We start from the raw sequence: 20,398 nt of genomic DNA, 5'->3' as shown, positions 1-20,398 counted from the left end.
CACAGGTATGAATGAAACGGTTATTCAAGTCACATCCCTTGGAAAACGCATCAAGGGAAAGACCATTTTAGAGGAGATTAGTTTTGAGATAAACAAGGGCGATTGTGTGGCCTTGATTGGACCTAATGGGGCAGGTAAGACTGTCTTGATGTCCTGTATTCTTGGTGATAAAAAACCGAGTAATGGTCAGGTCCTCATTGATGGTAAAGCAGGTAAGGCAAAAAATAAAATTGCGGTTCTCCTTCAGGAAAATACCATTCCAAATAGTTTGAAAGTGGAAGAGCTAATTGCCTTCTTCCAATCTATTTCTGATAATCCCTTGACCAATCAAGAGGTTCAGGAACTCCTACAATTCAAGGAAGACCAGTATCAGCAGTTTGCGGACAAACTCTCTGGTGGGCAAAGACGTCTTCTGGCTTTTGTCCTTTGTTTGATTGATAAACCTAAAATCCTCTTCTTGGATGAACCGACAGCGGGTATGGATACCTCCACTCGTCAGCGTTTCTGGGAGATTGTCAATGACTTGAAAAAAGCTGGGACAACTATCCTCTATTCCTCTCACTATATCGAAGAGGTGGAACACACAGCTGACCGTATCTTAGTCCTCCATCAAGGGAAACTCATCAGAGATACCACGCCATACGCTATGCGACACGAAGAGAAGGAGAAGCAGGTCACTCTTCCAAGTAGCTTTGTTAGCATTGTTCATGGACTGCCAGATATTTATGAAATCACTGAAAAGAGGGATGTCATCAGCTTCATGACCAAAGATATCGAAAAGGTATGGCAAAGTCTTGAAAATTCGGGCTGTGGAATTTCTGATATTGAAATTCAAAATAAAACACTCTTGGATAGCCTATTTGATTCAACAAGGGAGGACAAGGCATGAAAGCATTACTAAAAATTGAATGGATTAAAACGTGGCGAAGTTGGCCAGTCTTTATCATGGGAATCGGGATACCTGTCGGATTTTTCCTCCTTTTTTCTAGTATCTTCTCAGCACCTACTCCAGAAGCTCAAAAAGAGTTTTTGCTGTCTTATATGCTGACCATGACTGGCTTCTCCATGTCTAGTTTTGGTTTGTTTACCTTTCCCTATATGTTGCAAGAGGACCGAATTGAACACTGGTTGACCTATATCGAGCACTCAAAGGTTAGTATTGCAGCTTATTATCTTTCTAAAATCATTCGTGTGCTTCTAAACTTTATGGTTGCCATCATTGTGACCTTTTGTGTAGGTGCCTTTTTCCGAGATGTAGAGATGCCATTCTTTAGATGGGTAGGGTCAGGTGCTCTCTTACTTTTGTCCGGTCTGCTCTTTCTAGCTTTTGGTTTACTTATCGCTCAGATTAAATCTCAACAATTCATGTCTCTTGTGGCAAATATTATTTACCTTGTCTTGCCTATAGTGAGTGGTTCATGGGTTCCTATTTCCATGTTCCCTAAGTGGGTTCAGAGCATCTCTGAGTGGACACCTGTCTATCATGTCAATGAATTGGTCGTTAATTTTGCTATCAATGGGAAATTTTCATGGAAATCACTCCTGTTTATTGTAGCTTATACTGCAGTAGCAACAGGGCTTGCACTCTTTATCAAGTCTCAAAGGGAAAGTGATCGAGGTTAAAGGAGAAATAATGGATATCTGGCAGAAAATGTATGAAAAGGCTCAAGCCTTGTATCAGCCACAGGAAGTCTCAGACTTTGTCTATGCTAGACACGTTGTGGCTGCCGTTGAGGCTGGAGATGGGCAAATTTTCACGGGCTTTTGTATGGAAGGAACGTGTGGTGTTTTCCATCTATGTGCTAGTCACTAGTTTTTTATCAAGGTGATGTGTCGTTATTCCAAGTTTCATGGTCTAGCTACTACTCCTTTAAAAGTCACCAACCAAGCCAACGAGATCAAGAAAATATACTTCTTAAAAATGTGTCCAAAATATTGACAGAATTCCAAGCGTAAGGAAGAATTATGATTCATAACTTATCATTCTTAAAAGGCTGATCATTATAAAAAAGGAGAAGACAGTATATTCTTCTCCTTTTTAAATTGGGTAGTGAGGTGTACAATAAAAGTAAGAGAATTTAAGGAGAAGGACCATGATTGTAAAAGTTTGTAATGCAGATTATAGTCTTCAGTGGGATGGGACGTATCAATTTGCTCTTGAAAATTATCCTCAAATTCAAGAATGGGAATTGGAGAAGCTAGCAAAGTTTATTGCTTATGAACAGGACCATCATCGTCAGACCATTGTGGAATGTGAGGATCATGAATTAACTATACAAATTCATGATTACTTGAAAAAGCATAGCTATTTTCCTCCATACAGACCAAGTCATCAGATTGTAGCTTCTACCTATGATATCCAGAAAAAGTTGGTTACTTCAGATTATTGTAGTCATACTTGTACAGTTGAGGTGGCTCAGACTATTTTTCAGACTGGAAAACTCATGTCAGCGGTTAAAGTATTTGGTAAAAGTGGGGCTGAGCTAGTTACAGATAGTCGTAATGCAGCTTCTGATCCAGCAGACTATTTTGACTATATCATGTTTGGATGGTCTAATACGACTTCGGGTTACCGACTCGCTATGGAGCGTTTGTTAGAACGGGCACCTTCAGAGAAAGAATTGCAAGAAAAGTTCATTCCTGGCGTTAGTTTTCATTTCCTGTATGAAGAATTAATTCAAGCACCAGGTTATATTTTTGATGGCTATCACGTTGCGAAGGTAAGAGATAGTTTAGATTTGGATACCTTTCTTTATTTGTGTATTATTCCTTCGAAAGATAAGGCTTGTTTTGAATGTTTGATTCCTAGTCAATTACAAGATAGAGTGATTTACCTAGACTATGAGGGAGAAGGGTTGCAGGCTTGGACTACGAAGGTTATTCAAGTGCTACATGGCAAGGATAAGTTGAAGGAGTAGTGTATGAAAGAGATTGATCAAGTTCTACTGAAAAAAGTGATCATCGAGCGTCCTCGCTCTAGTCATAAGGGAGACAATGGTCTGATGTTAGTATGATTTTAAGGACACGTTTTTGTAGAATAGTATCTAACCAAAGGAGATGTCTAAATGAGCCAAAAATATACTAAAGAGTTCAAGGAAACTATTGTTCAATTACATGAAAACGATTATTAAGAAGTATCAATTACAGAACAAGAGAAAGGAAAGAAAATTAATGGAAAATAAATTAATAGCACATAGTTTGATAATGTTTAAAAATAAATATCTTGTAATAAAACGTAGTGATATTAAACGAGGAGAAAAAAATTATTATCCCTCTTATTGGGATATTCCAGGTGGGAGTGTAGAAGATGGGGAGCTTCCTAGACAAGCCGCAATCAGGGAGTGTCAAGAGGAAGTTGGCCTAGTTATTTCATTAGAAAACATTATTCACGAAGATAGTAATATAGATAATAATAAGATATTTACAAGACTTGTCTATAGTGCCAACTTACTTCAAAATGAAAATATCAATATTAAATTAGATCCAGAAGAACATGTGGAGTATAAGTGGATAAAAAATTTAGCTGATTTAGACGGGGAAAGTATAGTACCATACTTATATGATATTATGAAATAGTCATTTAGAAACGAAAAAAATTGAAAGTAATTAAAGCAATGAATTGCTTTATACTTAGCGTCATTTTTGAATAATAAACTTCTAAAAAATTATATGTTATTATTTATTGAAATATTTGATTTTTCTGACATGTTAAAAGGAGAGATTAATGAAATCTGTTTATCAAGTTGTTAAAAAAGATATCCGAGTATATTCAATACTTACTATCTTATTGTCTATTGCAATGGTAAGTGAAGCCTATTTGATGCAACTAATTATTGACTCTATCAAACTTGGAGTGGGGCGCTATGTTGTTACATCTATTTTTGTAGTTGTGTTCTTGTTGATTCAAACACTTATCTACTATCTTCAACAATCACTGACAGCAATCATTAGTAAGAAATCTGCATATGCTTATAGGAATGTTATTTTCCAAGGTATTCAAAAAACACCTTTAGAGTTACTTACAGGAAATAAAAATGACAAACTTCTAGCCTCATTAACTACTCAAATAGATCAAATTGAATTTAATTATTTTTATTCCATATACTGGGGTGGCTACTTAATCTGCCAATTAATTATTGCTATAATTGTTTCTCTCTATCTTAATCCTTTATTAGCAACTTTAACTCTGATTTTAAGCTTACCAAATCTTTTTGTAGCTATACTCTTTAAAACTCCTTTAGAAAAGAAACAAGAAGAGTTAATTGACACTACTAATACTTCAGTATCAGCTATTCAAGATCTTATCGAAGGTATACCTGATTGGAAAATTGCCAACAAGAGTTTTGACATTAATAGAGTCTTTGATATTCAAACTTTAAAATTACTTAAACGCCAAACAAATGTTGAAAGATCTCAATATGTTGTTGTCAGTTTAAATCAGCTGTTTTCAAATGTTCTTTATTTCGGTAGTTGGATTATTGGGGGACTATTAATCATAAATAGTCAACTGACATTAGGGAGTTTAATAGCATTCTCACAATTATTAGTCAGGATTTCTTACCCAATATATGCTTCTTCTGATTTGTTAGCTAAATTTATTAGTGGTAAGAAAACTATAGAGACTCTTTCTACTGAATTTCAAATTATAGAGGAAAATCTTAATACTCTGGAACATATTGAAGTTATATCATTTGATAATTTTCGTTTTAAAAATAATTCGGAAGCTATCCCTTTTAATGGGCAGTTTTATAAGCATAAGAAGTACCTATTAAAAGGGAGGAGTGGAACTGGTAAAACCACACTATTAAAAGCAATCCTACGAGAGTATAACGATTACACAGGAACAGTTAAAATTAATGGTATTGATGTTAAAAGTATCAAAGAGAGTAGTATCTTTGATAATGTAGCTTATGTACCCCAACACCCTCATATGTTCAATGCAAAACTTCGTGATAATCTTACTCTATTTTCTGAGGATGTTCCAGAAGAGGAACTGTTTGAGACATTGAAATTTGTAGAATTATCTAAGTGGGCTAATAGAGAGTCTTTAGAGTTAATGCTTTCAAATGATACTATAAAACTTTCAGGTGGAGAAGCCAAGAGAGTTGCTTTGGCAAGAGCCTTATTGATGAAGACGGATATCTTATTTTTAGACGAATTTTCTTCTGGTATTGACCTTGAAACGTTATCAAAAATAGAGAATCGACTGTTACAAACGAGTAAATTAATTATTTATATCACACATGTAGACACCGATAGAATTATCCAACAATTTGATGAAATAATAGATTTGAATGAGTTTGTAGACTTATAAAACGATGACACTCTTAAAAACTCAACTTGACATGTTCTATGACACTATTAGCCAGTCTAACCCTAGTCGCATGTTTGAAGAAAACTATAAGCAGAGAAAGTGATCGTGTTTAAAGGAGAAAAAATGGATATTTGGCAAAAAATGTATGAACAGGCTCAAGCCTTGTATCAGCCACAGGAAGTCTCAGACTTTGTCTATGCTAAGCATGTCGTGGCTGCGGTGGAGGCTGAAGATGGACAAATCTTCACTGGCTTTTGTATGGAAGGAACTTGTGGTGTTTTCCATCTTTGTGCCGAAAGGGCGGCCCTTTTCAATATGTATCAAGAGACTGGTCAGACCAAGGTAAAGCGTATTATCGCCTTTCGTGACCAGCCACCTCATGGTGGACCGTCTGGTATGCCTTGTGGGGCTTGTCTAGAATTTCTAATGGAACTCCATCCCGATAATCGTAGCTTGGAGTTTATGGTTGACTATAAAACACGTCAAACCATTACTTTGGGCGAATTATTGCCACTATGGTGGGGAGAAGAACGGGCTCAACAGTTTGAAGAAAAGTCGCAAGACAAGGTTTAACGTTTATAGAAATCACAAAATCCTCACATCTTAAGTGTGAGGGTTTATTTTTTGGAATTAATTTCAGAAAATTCGAAATTTACCTTGAAATTCAAAATGAAAGTGCTATACTATTCTGTGAAAATAGAAAGAAGGTTTCATTATGGAGTCACTTGTATCTTTTAGTAAATGGCTCAGCAAATGGTTTACTGTAGCTGTTATCCTTTGGGCGGCCTTTAACTATGCCCTTCCCACAACTAGTAGTTGGGTCATTCCCAACACGGCTTATCTACTTGGTTTGATTCTCTTTGGTATGGGACTTACCTTGACCACTGAAGATTTTAAACGTATTGCTAAGCGTCCAATTCCAGTTGTCCTTGGGACTGTTGCCCACTATGTCATCATGCCTGGTTTGGCTTGGTTACTTTGTATGATTTTCCATCTTAAGGGTGCGACAGCAGCAGGGGTTATCCTTGTCGGCTCTTGTCCAAGTGGGACTTCATCTAGTGTTATGGCCTTCCTTTCAGGTGGGGATGTTGCCTTGGATGTCTCTATTGAAACCCTCTCAACTCTCTTGGCACCACTCATGATTCCAACCCTCTTGTCATTCTTGGCTGGTCAGTACGTGAGTGTCCCTGCCCAAAGCCTCTTCCTTAGTACCTTGCGTATCGTGGTTGTCCCAATCATCTTGGGTGTGCTTGTTCACTCAATCTTTGGTAAGAAAATCGATGCCATCATCAAGATTATGCCTTTGATTTCACAAGCTGCCATCCTCTTGATTGTTGGAGCAGTGGTTTCTGCTAACCATGCTAATATTTTCACAGCAGCGACAGCCCTTGTCATTCCAGTCGTTATGCTCCACAATCTTTGTGGTTATGCCCTTGGTTTTGGATTTTCAAAAATCCTTGGTTTGGAAGAACCCCAACAAAAAGCCATTACCTTCGAAGTGGGGATGCAAGACTCAAGTCTTGGAGCAACCCTTGCCATGAAATATTTCGTGCCACAAGCTGCGATCCCATCAACTATCTTTAGTATTTGGCACAATATCTCAGGTTCCATCCTCTCATCATGGTGGAAGAACCATTCAAAAAATAATCAATAAGAAAAATGAAAAGCTGACCTTAGGTTGGCTTTTATTTTTTAATAAAGAATCTTTTTCGAGACTTTCCTTAGGTGATGACGAACGTCAGCCAACGTCAAAGAAGTTCCCTGCCTAAGTTTCGAGTCTAAGGTCTCGAAACTTCCGAACCCCTGAAGTTTAAGTTCTTCAGGGTTTCTTATCACAGCGGAAAGTCTTAGTTATACTCACTTCGTTCTCAAAGAGAATCATCTGTCATTCTTTGCTGACTTTCTTAGTTCATGGCGCATTTGAAATAGTTTATTTACTTCTTGAATAGGGACGTTTTTGACTATGTTATAATGGAAGGACAAAAGCAGTTTAGGAGAATGTTATGGCAACAATTGGTATTGATTTGGGGACGACTAATAGTCTAGCGGTTACCTATCGTGAAGGTGAGGTTGAGCTGATTCCAAATGGTTTTGGCGAATATTTGACGCCCAGCGTGGTTCATGTGTCGGACGATGTCTTGACGGTTGGAAAAATTGCGAAGGAACGCTTAGTGACTGATCCTGAGAATACGGCTCAACTCTTTAAACGTTCAATGGGAAACAATGAAATCTTTTACCTTGATGGGGAAGTTTTCTCGGCAACTGATTTGTCAACTTTGGTGGTTAAACAATTAGTAGCTGATGCGGAGAGTTACTTAGGTGAAAAAGTAGATGAGGTGCTCATTAGTGTGCCGGCTTATTTTAACGAGAAACAACGCTCTGCGACCAAGGCTATTGGACAACGATTGGGCATTAAGGTGGAACGATTGATTAACGAGCCTTCTGCGGCAGCCATTGCTTGTCACAAGATTGGCAAGGACGAGTCTTTCATCGTCTTCGACTTTGGAGGAGGTACACTTGATGTTTCTGTGGTTGATTGTTTTGATAATGTGATTTCAATTGTTTCTATTGCAGGTGATAATTTTTTGGGTGGTAGTGACTTTGATAAGGCTATCGCTGAAGATTTTTGTCAGTCTCAAGGGATTGATTTGGAGAAGCTAGATACCAAGCAAAAGTCTAGTCTCCTCTTGTCTGCAGAACGTTGCAAACTCAAGCTACAAAAGGAAAAACTAGCTGCAGTCTCCTTGACCTACGATGACCAATATTACATGAAACAATACACTCAAGCTGAGCTTAAGTCCATTATTCAACCTGTTCTTGATCGTGTTAAGAAAGTCATTGGTAGGGCAGTGAGTGATAGTGGCTACAGGGCTCATGAGCTGGATGCCTTTATCTTGGTCGGTGGGTCTAGCATGATGCCTTTGGTTCAATCCTACATCACGAATCTTCTCAATCTTCCTATTAAGCGTTTGAAGGATATGGATGAGTTGGTTGCACGTGGTTTGGGGACTTATTTAGCTGTTAAAGAGCGTCAGGAGAAGGTCAAAGATTTGGTAATTACTGATATTTGTCCTTTCTCATTGGGAATCAGTGCCTATGACTCTGACTTTGATAAAAATATCTTTTCAAAGGTCATTAATAAGCTGTCTGTCCTTCCGACCTCTGCAAGCAAATATTATTATGCCAGTCGGGGACAGAAACAATGTCGCTTTATGATTTATCAGGGAGAATCGCTTGATCCTGAGGCAAATCTCTTTTTAGATGAGTTTGTTATCGATGTTCCTGGAACTACGACTAAGACAGAGGTTTTTGAGACCACCTTTACTTACGATATTAATTCCATGCTCTATATAGAAGTTAAACTGGGGTCAACAGGCGAGACTAAAACGTATCGTATCGGTAGTCAAAGTAAAATCGAAGAGGTCGACAAGAGTGAGCACCTTGAGAATATTAAACTTGTCTCTGATCAATTGTCCTTTGAGGCCGACTTTAAAACGCAGACTGAGCGGGCCTATCGTTTAATTATGGAAATGCCTTATAAGATGCAATTACATTTTTTGTGGCAAATGGAAGATTTTGAAAAAGGCTATCAATTGGCTATTAACAATATCAAGAAGCGAAAAGAAATCGTGAAACGCTACCAAGCTTATCTTGATAGCATTGAAAATATCATGTCACTAGATGATTTGGATATTTTCCGTCAAGAAAAAGACGACCATGAGGAGAATGGTGAGCCCTTTGATAGGTCTGATGACCCTAATTTCTGGAGATAGGAGGTGACATATGAATTTTTGGTCGATTTTAGGCATTCAACCAACCAATAATCTTAAGGACATCAAGAGAGCCTATGCCAAACAGAGTAAGGTCTATCACCCTGAGGATGACCCTGAAAATTTCCAACGCCTGCAAAAGGCTTATCAAGAGGCCCTTGCCTGGCAAAAATCGCAATCTGGAAATGAGGATGTGAGTGCTGTCATAGGCTATAAACAGACCGATGGCAGCGTGGTTGGGATGGTGTCTGCCTCTCAGCTAGAAGCTTCCTTAAAACAAGCACCAGATAGTAGCAAGTCTGGTCAAGGGCAAGAAAGTTTTGATGAACTTGAGCTTACAGATTATGCAACTGAAAAAGTTAACGACGAGCAAGTGACTGAATATGAGGTTCAGCAGTTGAACTCTGAGGAAGAAGAACAGGAGCAGTTGGATGAGCTAACTTTATCAGATACTCATGAAATGTTCAATCATAGTGAGCCTCATTCAAGGACTCGCGAGGATTCTGTCCTAAATGAAGATTTAGCTATCGAAAAGCAGGATAGTTTTCTTCAGACTGTTGAGCTATATTTCCTATATAATACTCTGACTATTTCTAAACTCAAAGATGATATGAGTGAGTGTGCTGCTTTGGGCTGGTTGGAGGATCAGGATTTTGCCTACCGTTTTACCAAGACTATTGGTGCTATACTTGAAAGAGGTGGTCTAAGTTATGAGACCTTAGAAGGGGTTGAAAGTCTAGCCAAGGATTATGGCTTCGCATTGTTGGAAGACTACCTTTGTGACCTCTTGGATAAGAGACACAAAAAGACCGCTTGGCAAGGACCTCCTCTTCGTCCAATGACAGAAGTGACAGAGCCCACACGGACAGGTGGAGGGGTGATTGTCTTATCCTTTCTAGTCATGGTATGTGGTATTTTTTTCCTAGCCAATGGCTTTTTCACCAGAGAGATGCAGAAATCGCAACCTAAGAAAATAGAGGTCATCACAGGCCTTACAGGAAATGAACTGGTCTCACAGGGAACGGTAGATAAGGCAGCTTCAGCCATATCTGATTTGGCTAAAAAATCAGACAAGCCCATTTCTGATACAAAGAAAGTGGTCTATGACCAAGCTAGTTCAACCTTTGTGATTGAGGACAGCTCGACAGGACAGCATCAAGAACTACCGGGGGTGACAGAGGTTTATGTCCTGCCAGTTTATGAAAATGGACAAGAAGACAAGGGGTTAGCCACAAGCAATGACGGTAGCAATTGGGAACTCAGAGATACTGATGGCCAAGTTCGTGGTCCCATTACTTTATCAGTAGCCATGTCATCAGATATTGCTATCAAGAGTGAAAATGGTAGCTACACTACGGTAGAAAAGGAGTAGAGACATGAAAGATTTTATTTTGAGAAATATTGAAAGAGTCTTCTCTCTCCTCCTTACAGGTATTTTTCTAGCCCTGCTGTATTTTGGAAATGAGAAAGGTTTGCATCTCTGGTTTGACAGTGGACGTGAGAGTGGTAGTCTGGGCTTGGTGACAGTAATATTTATTTTTTTCGTACTTGCTCTTTCTGCTGGTATTTGGATACTAACGGATAAATTTCTTCTATTTATTTTAACCAAGATGGGCTATTATAGCGAGGACTGGTCAAAGGTAGTAGGTGTCATCGTTGGAAAGAGAATTGCTAAGGCACCAAGAACGAGTACCAATCATTTCCTAGTCGTTAAAGTTGGTGAGGCAAAACGTAACTTTTTCGTTAGTCGAGATGACTTCTATACCCTTGAAAAAGGTGATAGCCTTTGGCTACGGAAAGTCAGAGTGCATTATAAAGGACATGTCGTCCGCACTTATTACGAACTTGCTGAGAGATATTAGACTATAGAAAGCTGACCTTAGGTCGGCTTTTTTACGTCACATGACAAATGTCATGTCATGTCATGACATCTGGTGCTAAAAAGAGAATGACCAAAAAGATATACTTTAGTCATAACTTAGAAATAATAAAAAACGAAAGAGGTCATCTCATGAAAATCAAAACATCTTACCTTATCTACGCTGTTATCGGAACTGTCTTTGCTGGACTTAGCATGTTTACTGACATCTTTGAAAAAGGGAACTTTGACGCTATCTTCTCAAATTTGGGGATGATTATTGGCTTGTCTATCTCAGCTTACATTCTTATCACTATGGCTAAAAGTTTTATCGACCTTGTCATTAAAGAATTGAAAAACTAGGAGGCCCAGTATGAAATTATTGAAAATACTAAGCGTCATGCTCCTAGCGGTAATTTGGACCATCCTCTTTGCCTATGTCCTACTTCATGGCAGCAGTGATATTCTCTACAGTGTCATGGGTGTGTCTGTTGCAGCTTGTTATGTCTTTTTAGCCTTCTACCAAAAGAAAGGAAATCACACACATGAGTGAAGCAATCCTTCAAGTCACAAATCTTGTCAAAAAAATCAAAGGAAAAACAATTTTAGACCATATTAGCTTTGAGGTGGGCCAAGGAGACTGTCTTGCCTTAATTGGGCCAAATGGTGCTGGTAAAACGACCTTAATGTCCTGCATTCTTGGTGACAAAAAAGCTAGTAGCGGTCAAGTCTTAATCAAGGGCAAAAAGGGTAAAGCACAAGATCAAATTGCTGTTCTCCTTCAAGAAAATACCATTCCCTCACAATTAAGAGTTAAGGAACTGATTGCTTTTTTCCAAGATATTTCTGAGAATGGCTTATCTAAAGAAGAGATACAGGCACTCTTACAATTCCAAGACGAACAGTATCAGCAGTTCGCGGACAAACTCTCAGGGGGACAAAAACGTCTTCTTGCCTTTGTCCTCTGTCTTATTGGCAAGCCTGACATTCTCTTTTTAGATGAACCGACAGCAGGGATGGACACTACGACACGCCAACGCTTTTGGGAAATCATAAATGATCTGAAAAAGTCAGGTGTGACCATTCTCTATTCGTCCCACTATATCGAAGAAGTCGAGCACACAGCTGACCGCATCTTGGTCCTTCATCAGGGGAAACTCATCAGGGATACTACGCCACATGCTATGCGTAGCGAGGAAAAGGAAAAACAAGTCACCTTAGCAAGTCGCTTTGCGCCAAGTCTTGATAAACTGGCAGCAATTTATGATGTGACTGAAAAACGTGATGTTGTCACCTTTATGACTAAAGATATTGAAAGTGTATGGAGTAGTTTACAAGCTCAAGGCTGTCGTATTTCTGATATTGAAATTCAAAACAAGACACTTTTAGATAGCCTATTTGATAGCACAAGGGAGGACAAGTCATGAAAGCACTACTTAAAATCGAATGGATAAAAACATGGCGCAGTTGGCCAGTCTTTATCATGTCCATCGGAATGCCCGTCGGATTCTTCCTCTTGTATTCAGGTATGGAAATGAGTCCTGACCCAGCGTCACAAAAAGATTTTATCTTGTCTTATATGTTGACCATGACTGGATTTTCTATGTCCAGCTTTGGTTTCTTTACCTTCCCCTACATGCTTAGAGAGGATCAAACCGATCACTGGTTAACTTACATCGAACATTCAAAAATCAGTATTCAATCCTATTACCTCTCTAAAATCTTTCGAGTTCTTATGAATTTTATGGTTGCTATCCTAGTGACTTTCTGTGTGGGAGCTTTTGTGCGTGATGTTAAGATGCCATTATCACATTGGCTTGGTTCAGGGGCTCTTTTACTCTTGTCAAGCCTAGTCTTCCTATCCTTTGGCTTGCTCCTTGCCCAAATTAAGTCTCAACAAATCATGGCTATCGTCGGAAATATCGTCTTTCTAGGACTTGCTATTATCGGTGGTTCTTGGATGCCAGTTACCATGTTTCCAAAATGGGTTCAGCACATTTCGGAGTGGACACCCATCTATCATATTAATCAGTTGGTAGTCAATTTTGCGAAAAAAGGGGAATTTTCATGGAAATCACTCATTTTTATCCTGGTCTATGCTACAATAGCTACAGGCTTAGCCCTTTTTATTAAATCTTACAGAGAAAGTGACCATGTTTAGAACTTACCAGAAAAATGATTTCGCTTATTTTGTTAGTCTGATTTTCCTTGTCTTTCCAGTATTGGGAGTCTTTGGTGGGTATTTTCCAGTTTGGACCATAGTTTTGACTGGACTGTTTACCATAGCTTATCTCCTGATGGTGTATTTGAAAAAAGCTTATAGTAAGTGGATTCCCTTTCTGTGGTTTTACACTCTAGCTTACATTATCTTTATGACCCTGACCTTCCAGGGGGGGATGATGTGGTTTATTTTTTTCAACGTCAATCTTCTCGTTTGGCGCTTTGAGGATAGCATATCATCTTATCGCTTCTTATCCTTTCTAGCGACACTCTTGATTTTGACGTCATCATCTTTCCTATTGACAGACGATTTGAGCACCCACCTGCTGTCTATGGTTATTCCCCTCTTTTCTTTGGGAATGTACTATTTTCAAAACCGTATGCGTCAGGAGAGAAAGATGGAAGAAGCCAACCGTACCATCAATATCCTATCAGCTGAAAATGAACGTAATCGTATTGGTCGTGACTTGCACGATACCTTAGGGCATACCTTTGCCATGATGAGTCTTAAAACCGAGTTGGCTTTGAAACAGATGGACAAGGAGCAGTATGAAGCTGCTAGAAAGAATCTGGAAGAATTGAACCAGATTAGCCGAGACTCCATGTATGAGGTGCGTGAGATTGTCAATAAGCTCAAGTACCGAACGGTGGCCGAGGAGCTACTGGAACTTGAGCGGCTCTTTGACCTATCTGATATCGTCCTGACCGTGGATAGTAGCCTTGATTTAGACAGCCTGTCACCCGTTAGTCAGTCTACCTTGTCCATGGTGCTTCGTGAACTGGCTAATAATGTCATCAAACATAGCCAGGCCGATAGCTGTCAGATTCGTCTAAGACGTGATCATGGTATTGTCCTTGAGTTTGAGGATGATGGTTGTGGCTTTGAGGAAGTCACTGGACAAGAACTACACAGTATCAGAGAGCGCCTCAGTTTGGTAGATGGAGACTTGGAAATTCTGTCTCAATCGCATCCAACCATTATTCGTGTACATTTGAAAGAGGGAGGAAAAGCATGAAATTATTAGTTGCCGAAGACCAGTCAATGTTGAGGGATGCCCTCTGCCAACTCCTCATGCTGGAGGACGATGTCGAAGATGTCCATGCGGCCAGTGATGGCCAAGAAGCCATTGCTCTCTTGGAAAAAGAAGAGGTCGACGTAGCTATTTTAGACATTGAAATGCCAATAAAGACTGGACTTGATGTCCTTGAGTGGATCCGTTCCAATCAAAGTGAAACGAAGGTTGTTATTGTGACCACCTTCAAACGAAAAGGCTATTTTAAACGAGCTCTCGCAGCCCATGTGGATGCCTATGTGCTCAAAGAACGTTCCATCAGTGACCTCATGGCGACCATCCATACCGTCCTAGCAGGACAAAAGGAGTACTCGCCAGAGCTTGTTGAAGGTGTTGCCTTTGACAATAATCCACTCAGTCAACGTGAACAAGAAGTCTTGGCCATGGTTGCCCAAGGTTCAACCAACCAAGAAATTGCTGAAAGCCTCTTTCTCTCAAATGGAACTGTCCGAAATTACATGACAGCCATCCTGACTAAACTCGATGCAGGCAACCGAACAGAAGCCGTCCGCATTGCCAAAGAAAAAGACTGGTTGGGATGAGGAGAAATAGATAAGAATGAAGTCACCATATGGTGGCTTTTTTGTGGCTTATAATCTATCTAAACATTCACAAGCAAGAATGAGAGAAGTTGAAATGAGCCTCTACAGGAATATGTAGAGGCTTTGATGAATTATTGAATTGTGTCATTTTGTTTAGTGAATTAGACAGGTGGTTTTGATTTTTTCAAGTATCAAAACTATTTTCTCTTTTTCGAGAATAACACTTGGTTTCCTTTTTTAACTGCTTTATAATAGAGTAATACTGAGGACTTCTGCTGTGATAAAGAAGGCAGATTTTAGGAGATGAGAAATTGGCTTTTTGTGTTTAGAGGACACGGTTTGTTGATTTTTTACTGTAGGAGATAGATATGGCAATGATAGAAGTGCAACATCTTCAGAAAAATTTTGTGAAGACAGTTAAGGAGCCAGGATTGAAGGGAGCTTTGCGCTCCTTTGTTCATCCTGAAAAGCAGACCTTTGAAGCGGTCAAGGATTTAACTTTTGAAGTTCCAAAAGGGCAGATTTTAGGATTTATCGGGGCAAATGGTGCTGGGAAGTCAACCACCATCAAAATGCTGACAGGGATTTTAAAACCGACATCGGGTTTTTGTCGGATTAACGGCAAGATTCCACAGGACAATCGCCAAGATTATGTCAAGGATATTGGAGTCGTTTTCGGACAACGCACCCAGCTATGGTGGGATTTGGCACTGCAAGAGACCTACACGGTCTTGAAGGAGATTTACGATGTGCCAGACTCGCTTTTCCATAAGCGCATGGACTTTTTGAATGAAGTTTTGGATTTGAAGGAATTTATCAAAGATCCTGTGCGGACTCTTTCACTAGGTCAACGGATGCGGGCGGATATTGCGGCTTCCTTGCTTCACAATCCCAAGGTTCTCTTTTTAGATGAGCCGACCATTGGTTTGGATGTGTCGGTCAAGGACAACATTCGTCGGGCCATTACTCAGATTAATCAGGAAGAAGAAACAACTATTCTCTTGACCACTCACGATCTGAGTGACATTGAGCAACTCTGTGATCGGATTTTTATGATTGACAAGGGGCAAGAGATTTTTGATGGAACGGTTAGCCAGCTCAAGGAAACCTTTGGCAAGATGAAGACTCTTTCCTTTGACCTGACGCCAGGTCAAAATCATCTCGTCTCTCATTATGAGGGCTTGCCTGATATGACCATCGATAGACAAGGAAATAGCCTGACTATTGAATTCGATAGTTCTCGCTACCAGTCAGCTGATATTATCAAGCAAACCCTGTCTGATTTTGAAATCCGTGATTTGAAGATGGTGGATACGGATATTGAAGATATTATCCGTCGCTTCTACCGAAAGGAGCTCTAAGATGGTTAAATTGTGGAGACGTTATAAACCCTTTATCAATGCAGGGATTCAAGAGTTGATTACCTATCGAGTCAACTTTATTCTCTATCGGATTGGCGATGTCATGGGAGCTTTTGTGGCCTTTTATCTCTGGAAGGCTGTGTTTGACTCCTCCCAGGAGCCTTTGATTCAGGGCTTCAGTATGGCAGATATCACTTTCTACATCATCATGAGTTTTGTGACCAATCTCTTGACCAGGTCTGATAGCTCCTTTATGATTGGGGAGGAGGTCAAGGATGGCTCCATTATCATGCGCTTGCTGAGACCAGTGCATTTTGCGGCCTCTTACCTTTTCACCGAACTTGGCTCCAAGTGGTTGATTTTTATCTCTGTTGGACTGCCATTTTTAAGTGTCATTGTTTTGATGAAAATCTTATCTGGGCAAGGTATTGTAGGAGTGCTGGGATTAACTGTCCTTTACCTCTTTAGCTTAACCCTAGCCTATCTGATTAACTTTTTCTTTAATATCTGCTTTGGATTTTCAGCCTTTGTATTTAAAAATTTATGGGGTTCCAATCTACTCAAGACTTCCATAGTGGCCTTTATGTCTGGAAGTTTAATTCCCTTAACGTTTTTTCCAAAGGTGGTTTCAGCTATTCTCTCCTTCTTGCCTTTTTCATCCTTGATTTACACCCCGGTTATGATCATTGTTGGGAAATACGATGCCAGTCAGATTCTTCAAGCGCTTTTGCTCCAGTTCTTCTGGCTTATAGTGATGGTGGGCTTGTCTCAGTTGATTTGGAAACGAGTCCAGTCATTTATCACTATTCAAGGAGGATAGTATGAAAAAATATCAACGCATGCATCTGATTTTTATCAGACAATACATCAAGCAAATCATGGAATACAAGGTGGATTTTGTGGTTGGTGTCTTGGGAGTCTTTCTGACTCAAGGCCTAAACCTCTTGTTTCTCAATGTCATCTTTCAACATATCCCATCCCTGGAAGGTTGGACTTTTCAAGAGATTGCCTTTATCTATGGATTTTCCTTGATTCCCAAGGGATTAGATCATCTCTTTTTTGACAATCTCTGGGCTTTAGGTCAACGGCTAGTTCGAAAAGGGGAGTTTGACAAGTATCTGACTCGTCCTATCAATCCTCTCTTTCACATCCTCGTTGAGACCTTTCAGATTGATGCCTTGGGGGAACTTTTGGTCGGTTGCATTCTATTAGGAACAACAGTATCAAGCATTGCTTGGACGCTTCCAAAATTCCTGCTTTTCCTAGTTTGTATTCCTTTTGCGACCTTGATTTACACTTCTTTAAAAATCGCGACAGCCAGCATCGCTTTTTGGACCAAGCAGTCAGGTGCCATGATTTACATTTTCTATATGTTTAATGATTTTGCCAAGTATCCTATTTCTATTTACAATTCGCTCCTTCGTTGGTTAATTAGCTTTATTGTACCTTTCGCCTTTACGGCCTACTATCCTGCTAGTTATTTCTTGCAGGGTAAGAATGGGCTCTTTAATATCGGTGGTTTGATTCTGATTTCCCTTGCCTTCTTTTTCATTTCCCTCAAACTCTGGGATAGGGGCTTGGATGCCTACGAAAGTGCTGGCTCGTAAGGGGGAAAGTAAGACTAAAATCAAGAAAGGAACTTATGATGTTTACAATTGAAGAAGTCAAGGATGAAGATCAAAAAATGGCAGTTGTTGATGAGGTTTTAAAGGATTTGCCAGAATGGTTTGGAATACCTGAAAGCACGCAAGCCTACACCGAAGGAGCCAAGGACCTGCAAGTGTGGGCAGCCTATCAGGAGAGTGATTTGCTTGGCTTTGTAAGCTTGTCCTATTCTAGTGAAGAGTGTGCAGAGATTGATTGTCTCGGCGTAAAAAAAGCTCATCAAGGTAGAGGAATTGGGAGTCAATTGCTTGCTACTTTAGAAAGTGAAGCACGCAAACAAGTAGACTACCTACAGGTAAAAACAGTAGCAGAAGGCTCTAATAAAGATTATGATCGAACAAATGTCTTTTATCGAAGTGTTGGTTTTAAAAAATTAGAGATTTTTCCTCAACTATGGGATCCCCAGAATCCTTGCCAGATTTTGATAAAGAAAATCGTTTAAAACTTCCTGACAAAAAATTGAGAGTGCTATACTATAAAAGTGTTAGCCAATTTAGCTCAGTTGGTAGAGCAAGGCACTCGTAAAGCTTAGGTCAGGAGATTTTGATGCTGTCATAAAGTATGCTAGAGAAGCAATCAGTCAGACGGAATTAAAGCAGAAATATAAGAACTTTTTGAGAGTTATCTCATTCTTTCAATCGTGCAGATAGATCCTGATTTGTCCATAGAATAGCTAGAGGCTCAGTTAAACACAGACTCTACACTAGCTGAGAAAACTAAAAAGGTCTGTCTCGCTCTTTATGATTTAACCAATCGAAATAGAGATTAATTGGAAGTGCCTAAAAAAACACAAGGAATTATTGATAAGGTAAAAATGAAAAAATCAATCTTTAAAGCCAGTTTTGAAGAGAGTCTAAATTTATTAGATGATAGCGTCTCAGGGAAATATACAGAGGATATTTATCAGGATGCTCTAAAAAAAGAAAAATACAGAGGGACCTTAAAGTCGTATGTTTGGTTAGTGATTTTGACGATCTTATTTATAATCGGTCCTAATTGGTTGATTGTTGCTTTAAATAATCATTTATTTTATCATGTTAATCCTAGTGATTTGACAGTAGGCTTGTCCGAAATTAATTTTCTTCCATACTGGGCATTTTGGATGGGGCTAGCAATATGGATTCTGTTGATTATATTAGGAAAGCGATTCAACCAACAGTTCATTTTAATCTATAGAGGTCAGTTTCATTTTATGGTTTCTTTTATAATATGGCTGTTAATTGAACTTAATCTTTTCTTGATGAATTTACTTTATGGTCTTGTTGGCTATGTGGGAATGTTTGCTTTTGAAGGATTAATTCTATTCACAATCATTTATATGATACGTGATAAGTCTACCTCATTACTAAATTTATTATATGGTGGTACTGAAATAGAGAGTTCGACCGATAGAGTGTTTAATAGAGTATTTAGATTCATTGTCAAGTATGGTGGAGTAGTCGTAGCACCCTGGATAATTTTTCGTATGATATTTTCGGATTCAATAAGAAATGTAGATAGTCTGGTTGGAGGATTAAGCGTTCTATTTTTATTCCTAGTGTTCAATATACTAATTGCTGCCTTTGAAATTTATTTCATGTTTCCCTATATGCTGCAAGGCTACTACAAATGGAAATATCCTGAGGAATACCGAGACTGGGAAGGCAAGTCAGTAGAAGAATGGTATGGGAAGAAGGATAAGGGCAAGTTTAAGTGAAAAAATTGAATTAATCAAAAAGCATCTGAGTTTAACTTCAGATGCTTCTTTGGTAGGTATTATTTATAGAATAAATCACGTTTAAAATGTTGCTGATATATTTTCTATTCTATATTTAAATCTTTTTTTATTTCCATTTTAAGATTTTTGATGAAGACTTGGTCACCAAAAGCTTCAGCTAGTACGGTAGCTGTATTATAGAGCTCAGCCGCTTTATCTCTATTGTTTTCATAGAAGAGATAATATTTGGCTTCAAAAATGAGTACGGCGGGTTTGTAAGCATGTTGTAGGGTCTTATCAATAACAGTATGCATTTTATCGACAATAGTTTTCATATTTCTATAATCATGATGCATCACATAGATTCCAGCTATAGTTGACAATGCCCCCAGTAGTTCAACATTAACTAGCTCTTCCCCTTGTAATTCTTGATTAATTAATTTACATCGAAAACTTTCAACAATTTCTTTATCATAGTCACCAACTTGACATTGAAAGGTATAGTATTTAATTAGCAAAAGGTCATTCAAGGTGTACTCTTCTTTTTTCAATACCTGATTCAAATAGTCTTCAAATACAATCTCAACAAGATCTTCTTTCTTCTCTTCAGAGATAAAATTCAGGGTTCTTTCAATGATATCAATGGTTAGCAGCTCGTCCTCTGGTAGAATGTCAATATATTTTTCATAAAGTTCTTCAATGTCCTGCAGCTTTTTCTTGATACGTTCGAGGTCGCCATAGACAGGAGACTTCATGAGTTTATATTTAGCCTGATAGTACTCCTCAGGAATGTCTAGTTTTGTTTCACCTAACAAATAGTTGAGGGAAACATCCAATTTATCACTGATGTATTGCAGTTTGACAATGGTTGGTAAAGAACGACCTAGCTCAATTCTCAT

Annotated in this window: 22 protein-coding genes and 2 pseudogenes; 23 read left to right on the top strand and 1 reads right to left on the bottom strand. The window is 38.9% G+C overall.

Going from position 1 to position 20,398, the window contains the following annotated elements; translation table 11 throughout:
* Positions 1 to 7 precede the first annotated feature (7 nt).
* The 23 genes and pseudogenes from HMPREF2979_RS07125 to HMPREF2979_RS07020 all read left to right on the top strand — a co-directional run bounded on the left by HMPREF2979_RS07125 (position 8) and on the right by HMPREF2979_RS07020 (position 19,499).
* Positions 8 to 889, top strand: coding sequence for an ABC transporter ATP-binding protein (locus HMPREF2979_RS07125; RefSeq protein ID WP_004182312.1), 882 nt, complete (start codon positions 8 to 10; stop codon positions 887 to 889).
* Entirely contained in the window at positions 886 to 1,623 is a 738-nt protein-coding gene (locus HMPREF2979_RS07120; RefSeq protein ID WP_070655865.1) for an ABC transporter permease, read from the top strand. Before HMPREF2979_RS07125 ends, HMPREF2979_RS07120 begins: the two co-directional genes overlap by 4 nt.
* A gap of 10 nt (positions 1,624 to 1,633) precedes the next feature.
* Positions 1,634 to 1,804 (top strand): annotated as a pseudogene (locus tag HMPREF2979_RS07115) (cytidine deaminase); the annotation flags it as partial.
* A 289-nt stretch (positions 1,805 to 2,093) separates the two neighbouring features.
* Entirely contained in the window at positions 2,094 to 2,918 is an 825-nt protein-coding gene (locus HMPREF2979_RS07110; protein WP_070655863.1) for a phosphate ABC transporter ATPase, read from the top strand.
* 3 nt (positions 2,919 to 2,921) lie between these two features.
* Positions 2,922 to 3,011 (top strand): annotated as a pseudogene (locus HMPREF2979_RS10605) (carbohydrate kinase); the annotation flags it as partial.
* Between the two features lie 160 nt (positions 3,012 to 3,171).
* A complete protein-coding gene (locus HMPREF2979_RS07105) occupies positions 3,172 to 3,576 on the top strand; it encodes an NUDIX hydrolase (protein WP_070655990.1) in 405 nt (134 codons plus the stop codon).
* Between the two features lie 148 nt (positions 3,577 to 3,724).
* Entirely contained in the window at positions 3,725 to 5,314 is a 1,590-nt protein-coding gene (locus HMPREF2979_RS07100; RefSeq protein WP_070655861.1) for an ATP-binding cassette domain-containing protein, read from the top strand.
* 123 nt (positions 5,315 to 5,437) lie between these two features.
* Positions 5,438 to 5,887, top strand: a complete 450-nt coding sequence (locus HMPREF2979_RS07095) for a cytidine deaminase family protein (RefSeq protein ID WP_070655859.1) — start codon at positions 5,438 to 5,440, stop codon at positions 5,885 to 5,887.
* A gap of 142 nt (positions 5,888 to 6,029) precedes the next feature.
* Positions 6,030 to 6,968 carry a bile acid:sodium symporter family protein gene (locus tag HMPREF2979_RS07090; protein WP_070655857.1) on the top strand — a complete coding sequence of 313 codons (939 nt, stop codon included), beginning with the start codon at positions 6,030 to 6,032 and terminating at the stop codon, positions 6,966 to 6,968.
* A gap of 349 nt (positions 6,969 to 7,317) precedes the next feature.
* Complete coding sequence (locus HMPREF2979_RS07085) at positions 7,318 to 9,087, top strand: Hsp70 family protein (protein ID WP_070655855.1); 1,770 nt, start codon at positions 7,318 to 7,320, stop codon at positions 9,085 to 9,087.
* Positions 9,088 to 9,097: 10 nt separating this feature from the next.
* The gene (locus tag HMPREF2979_RS07080) at positions 9,098 to 10,456 is read left to right on the top strand and encodes a J domain-containing protein (RefSeq protein WP_070655854.1); all 1,359 of its coding nucleotides are present in this window, start codon (positions 9,098 to 9,100) and stop codon (positions 10,454 to 10,456) included.
* Positions 10,457 to 10,460: 4 nt separating this feature from the next.
* Positions 10,461 to 10,946: a hypothetical protein gene (locus HMPREF2979_RS07075; protein ID WP_070655852.1), complete on the top strand. Its 486-nt coding sequence runs from the start codon at positions 10,461 to 10,463 to the stop codon at positions 10,944 to 10,946.
* A 149-nt stretch (positions 10,947 to 11,095) separates the two neighbouring features.
* A complete protein-coding gene (locus HMPREF2979_RS07070) occupies positions 11,096 to 11,305 on the top strand; it encodes a hypothetical protein (RefSeq protein ID WP_048790072.1) in 210 nt (69 codons plus the stop codon).
* A 10-nt stretch (positions 11,306 to 11,315) separates the two neighbouring features.
* Positions 11,316 to 11,495 carry a hypothetical protein gene (locus tag HMPREF2979_RS07065; RefSeq protein WP_070655849.1) on the top strand — a complete coding sequence of 60 codons (180 nt, stop codon included), beginning with the start codon at positions 11,316 to 11,318 and terminating at the stop codon, positions 11,493 to 11,495.
* Positions 11,488 to 12,369 (top strand): ABC transporter ATP-binding protein, encoded by an 882-nt coding sequence (locus tag HMPREF2979_RS07060; RefSeq protein ID WP_048790070.1) that lies wholly within the window; start codon positions 11,488 to 11,490, stop codon positions 12,367 to 12,369. The genes HMPREF2979_RS07065 and HMPREF2979_RS07060 overlap by 8 nt, the downstream gene beginning before the upstream one ends.
* Positions 12,366 to 13,103: an ABC transporter permease gene (locus HMPREF2979_RS07055; protein ID WP_048790069.1), complete on the top strand. Its 738-nt coding sequence runs from the start codon at positions 12,366 to 12,368 to the stop codon at positions 13,101 to 13,103. Before HMPREF2979_RS07060 ends, HMPREF2979_RS07055 begins: the two co-directional genes overlap by 4 nt.
* Positions 13,096 to 14,178, top strand: a complete 1,083-nt coding sequence (locus HMPREF2979_RS07050; protein ID WP_070655847.1) for a sensor histidine kinase — start codon at positions 13,096 to 13,098, stop codon at positions 14,176 to 14,178. Before HMPREF2979_RS07055 ends, HMPREF2979_RS07050 begins: the two co-directional genes overlap by 8 nt.
* Entirely contained in the window at positions 14,175 to 14,777 is a 603-nt protein-coding gene (locus HMPREF2979_RS07045; RefSeq protein ID WP_070655845.1) for a response regulator transcription factor, read from the top strand. The genes HMPREF2979_RS07050 and HMPREF2979_RS07045 overlap by 4 nt, the downstream gene beginning before the upstream one ends.
* Positions 14,778 to 15,145: 368 nt before the next feature.
* On the top strand, positions 15,146 to 16,138 hold the full coding sequence (locus HMPREF2979_RS07040) for an ABC transporter ATP-binding protein (protein WP_070655843.1): 993 nt from the start codon (positions 15,146 to 15,148) through the stop codon (positions 16,136 to 16,138).
* Between the two features lies 1 nt (position 16,139).
* Complete coding sequence (locus HMPREF2979_RS07035) at positions 16,140 to 16,958, top strand: ABC transporter permease (RefSeq protein WP_070655841.1); 819 nt, start codon at positions 16,140 to 16,142, stop codon at positions 16,956 to 16,958.
* A 1-nt stretch (position 16,959) separates the two neighbouring features.
* On the top strand, positions 16,960 to 17,745 hold the full coding sequence (locus tag HMPREF2979_RS07030; RefSeq protein WP_049546119.1) for an ABC transporter permease: 786 nt from the start codon (positions 16,960 to 16,962) through the stop codon (positions 17,743 to 17,745).
* A gap of 38 nt (positions 17,746 to 17,783) precedes the next feature.
* Positions 17,784 to 18,245, top strand: coding sequence for a GNAT family N-acetyltransferase (locus HMPREF2979_RS07025; RefSeq protein WP_049546118.1), 462 nt, complete (start codon positions 17,784 to 17,786; stop codon positions 18,243 to 18,245).
* A 333-nt stretch (positions 18,246 to 18,578) separates the two neighbouring features.
* Positions 18,579 to 19,499: a hypothetical protein gene (locus HMPREF2979_RS07020; RefSeq protein ID WP_261787310.1), complete on the top strand. Its 921-nt coding sequence runs from the start codon at positions 18,579 to 18,581 to the stop codon at positions 19,497 to 19,499.
* Between the two features lie 104 nt (positions 19,500 to 19,603).
* On the opposite strand, the gene HMPREF2979_RS07015 is transcribed toward HMPREF2979_RS07020, so the two are convergent.
* A partial coding sequence (locus HMPREF2979_RS07015) for a transcriptional regulator (RefSeq protein WP_070655838.1) occupies positions 19,604 to 20,398 on the bottom strand: 795 nt, incomplete at its 5' end.

Source organism: Streptococcus sp. HMSC078H12, from assembly GCF_001814615.1.
GTDB lineage: Bacteria > Bacillota > Bacilli > Lactobacillales > Streptococcaceae > Streptococcus > Streptococcus salivarius_F.
This window is presented reverse-complemented; position numbering and strand designations above follow the sequence as displayed.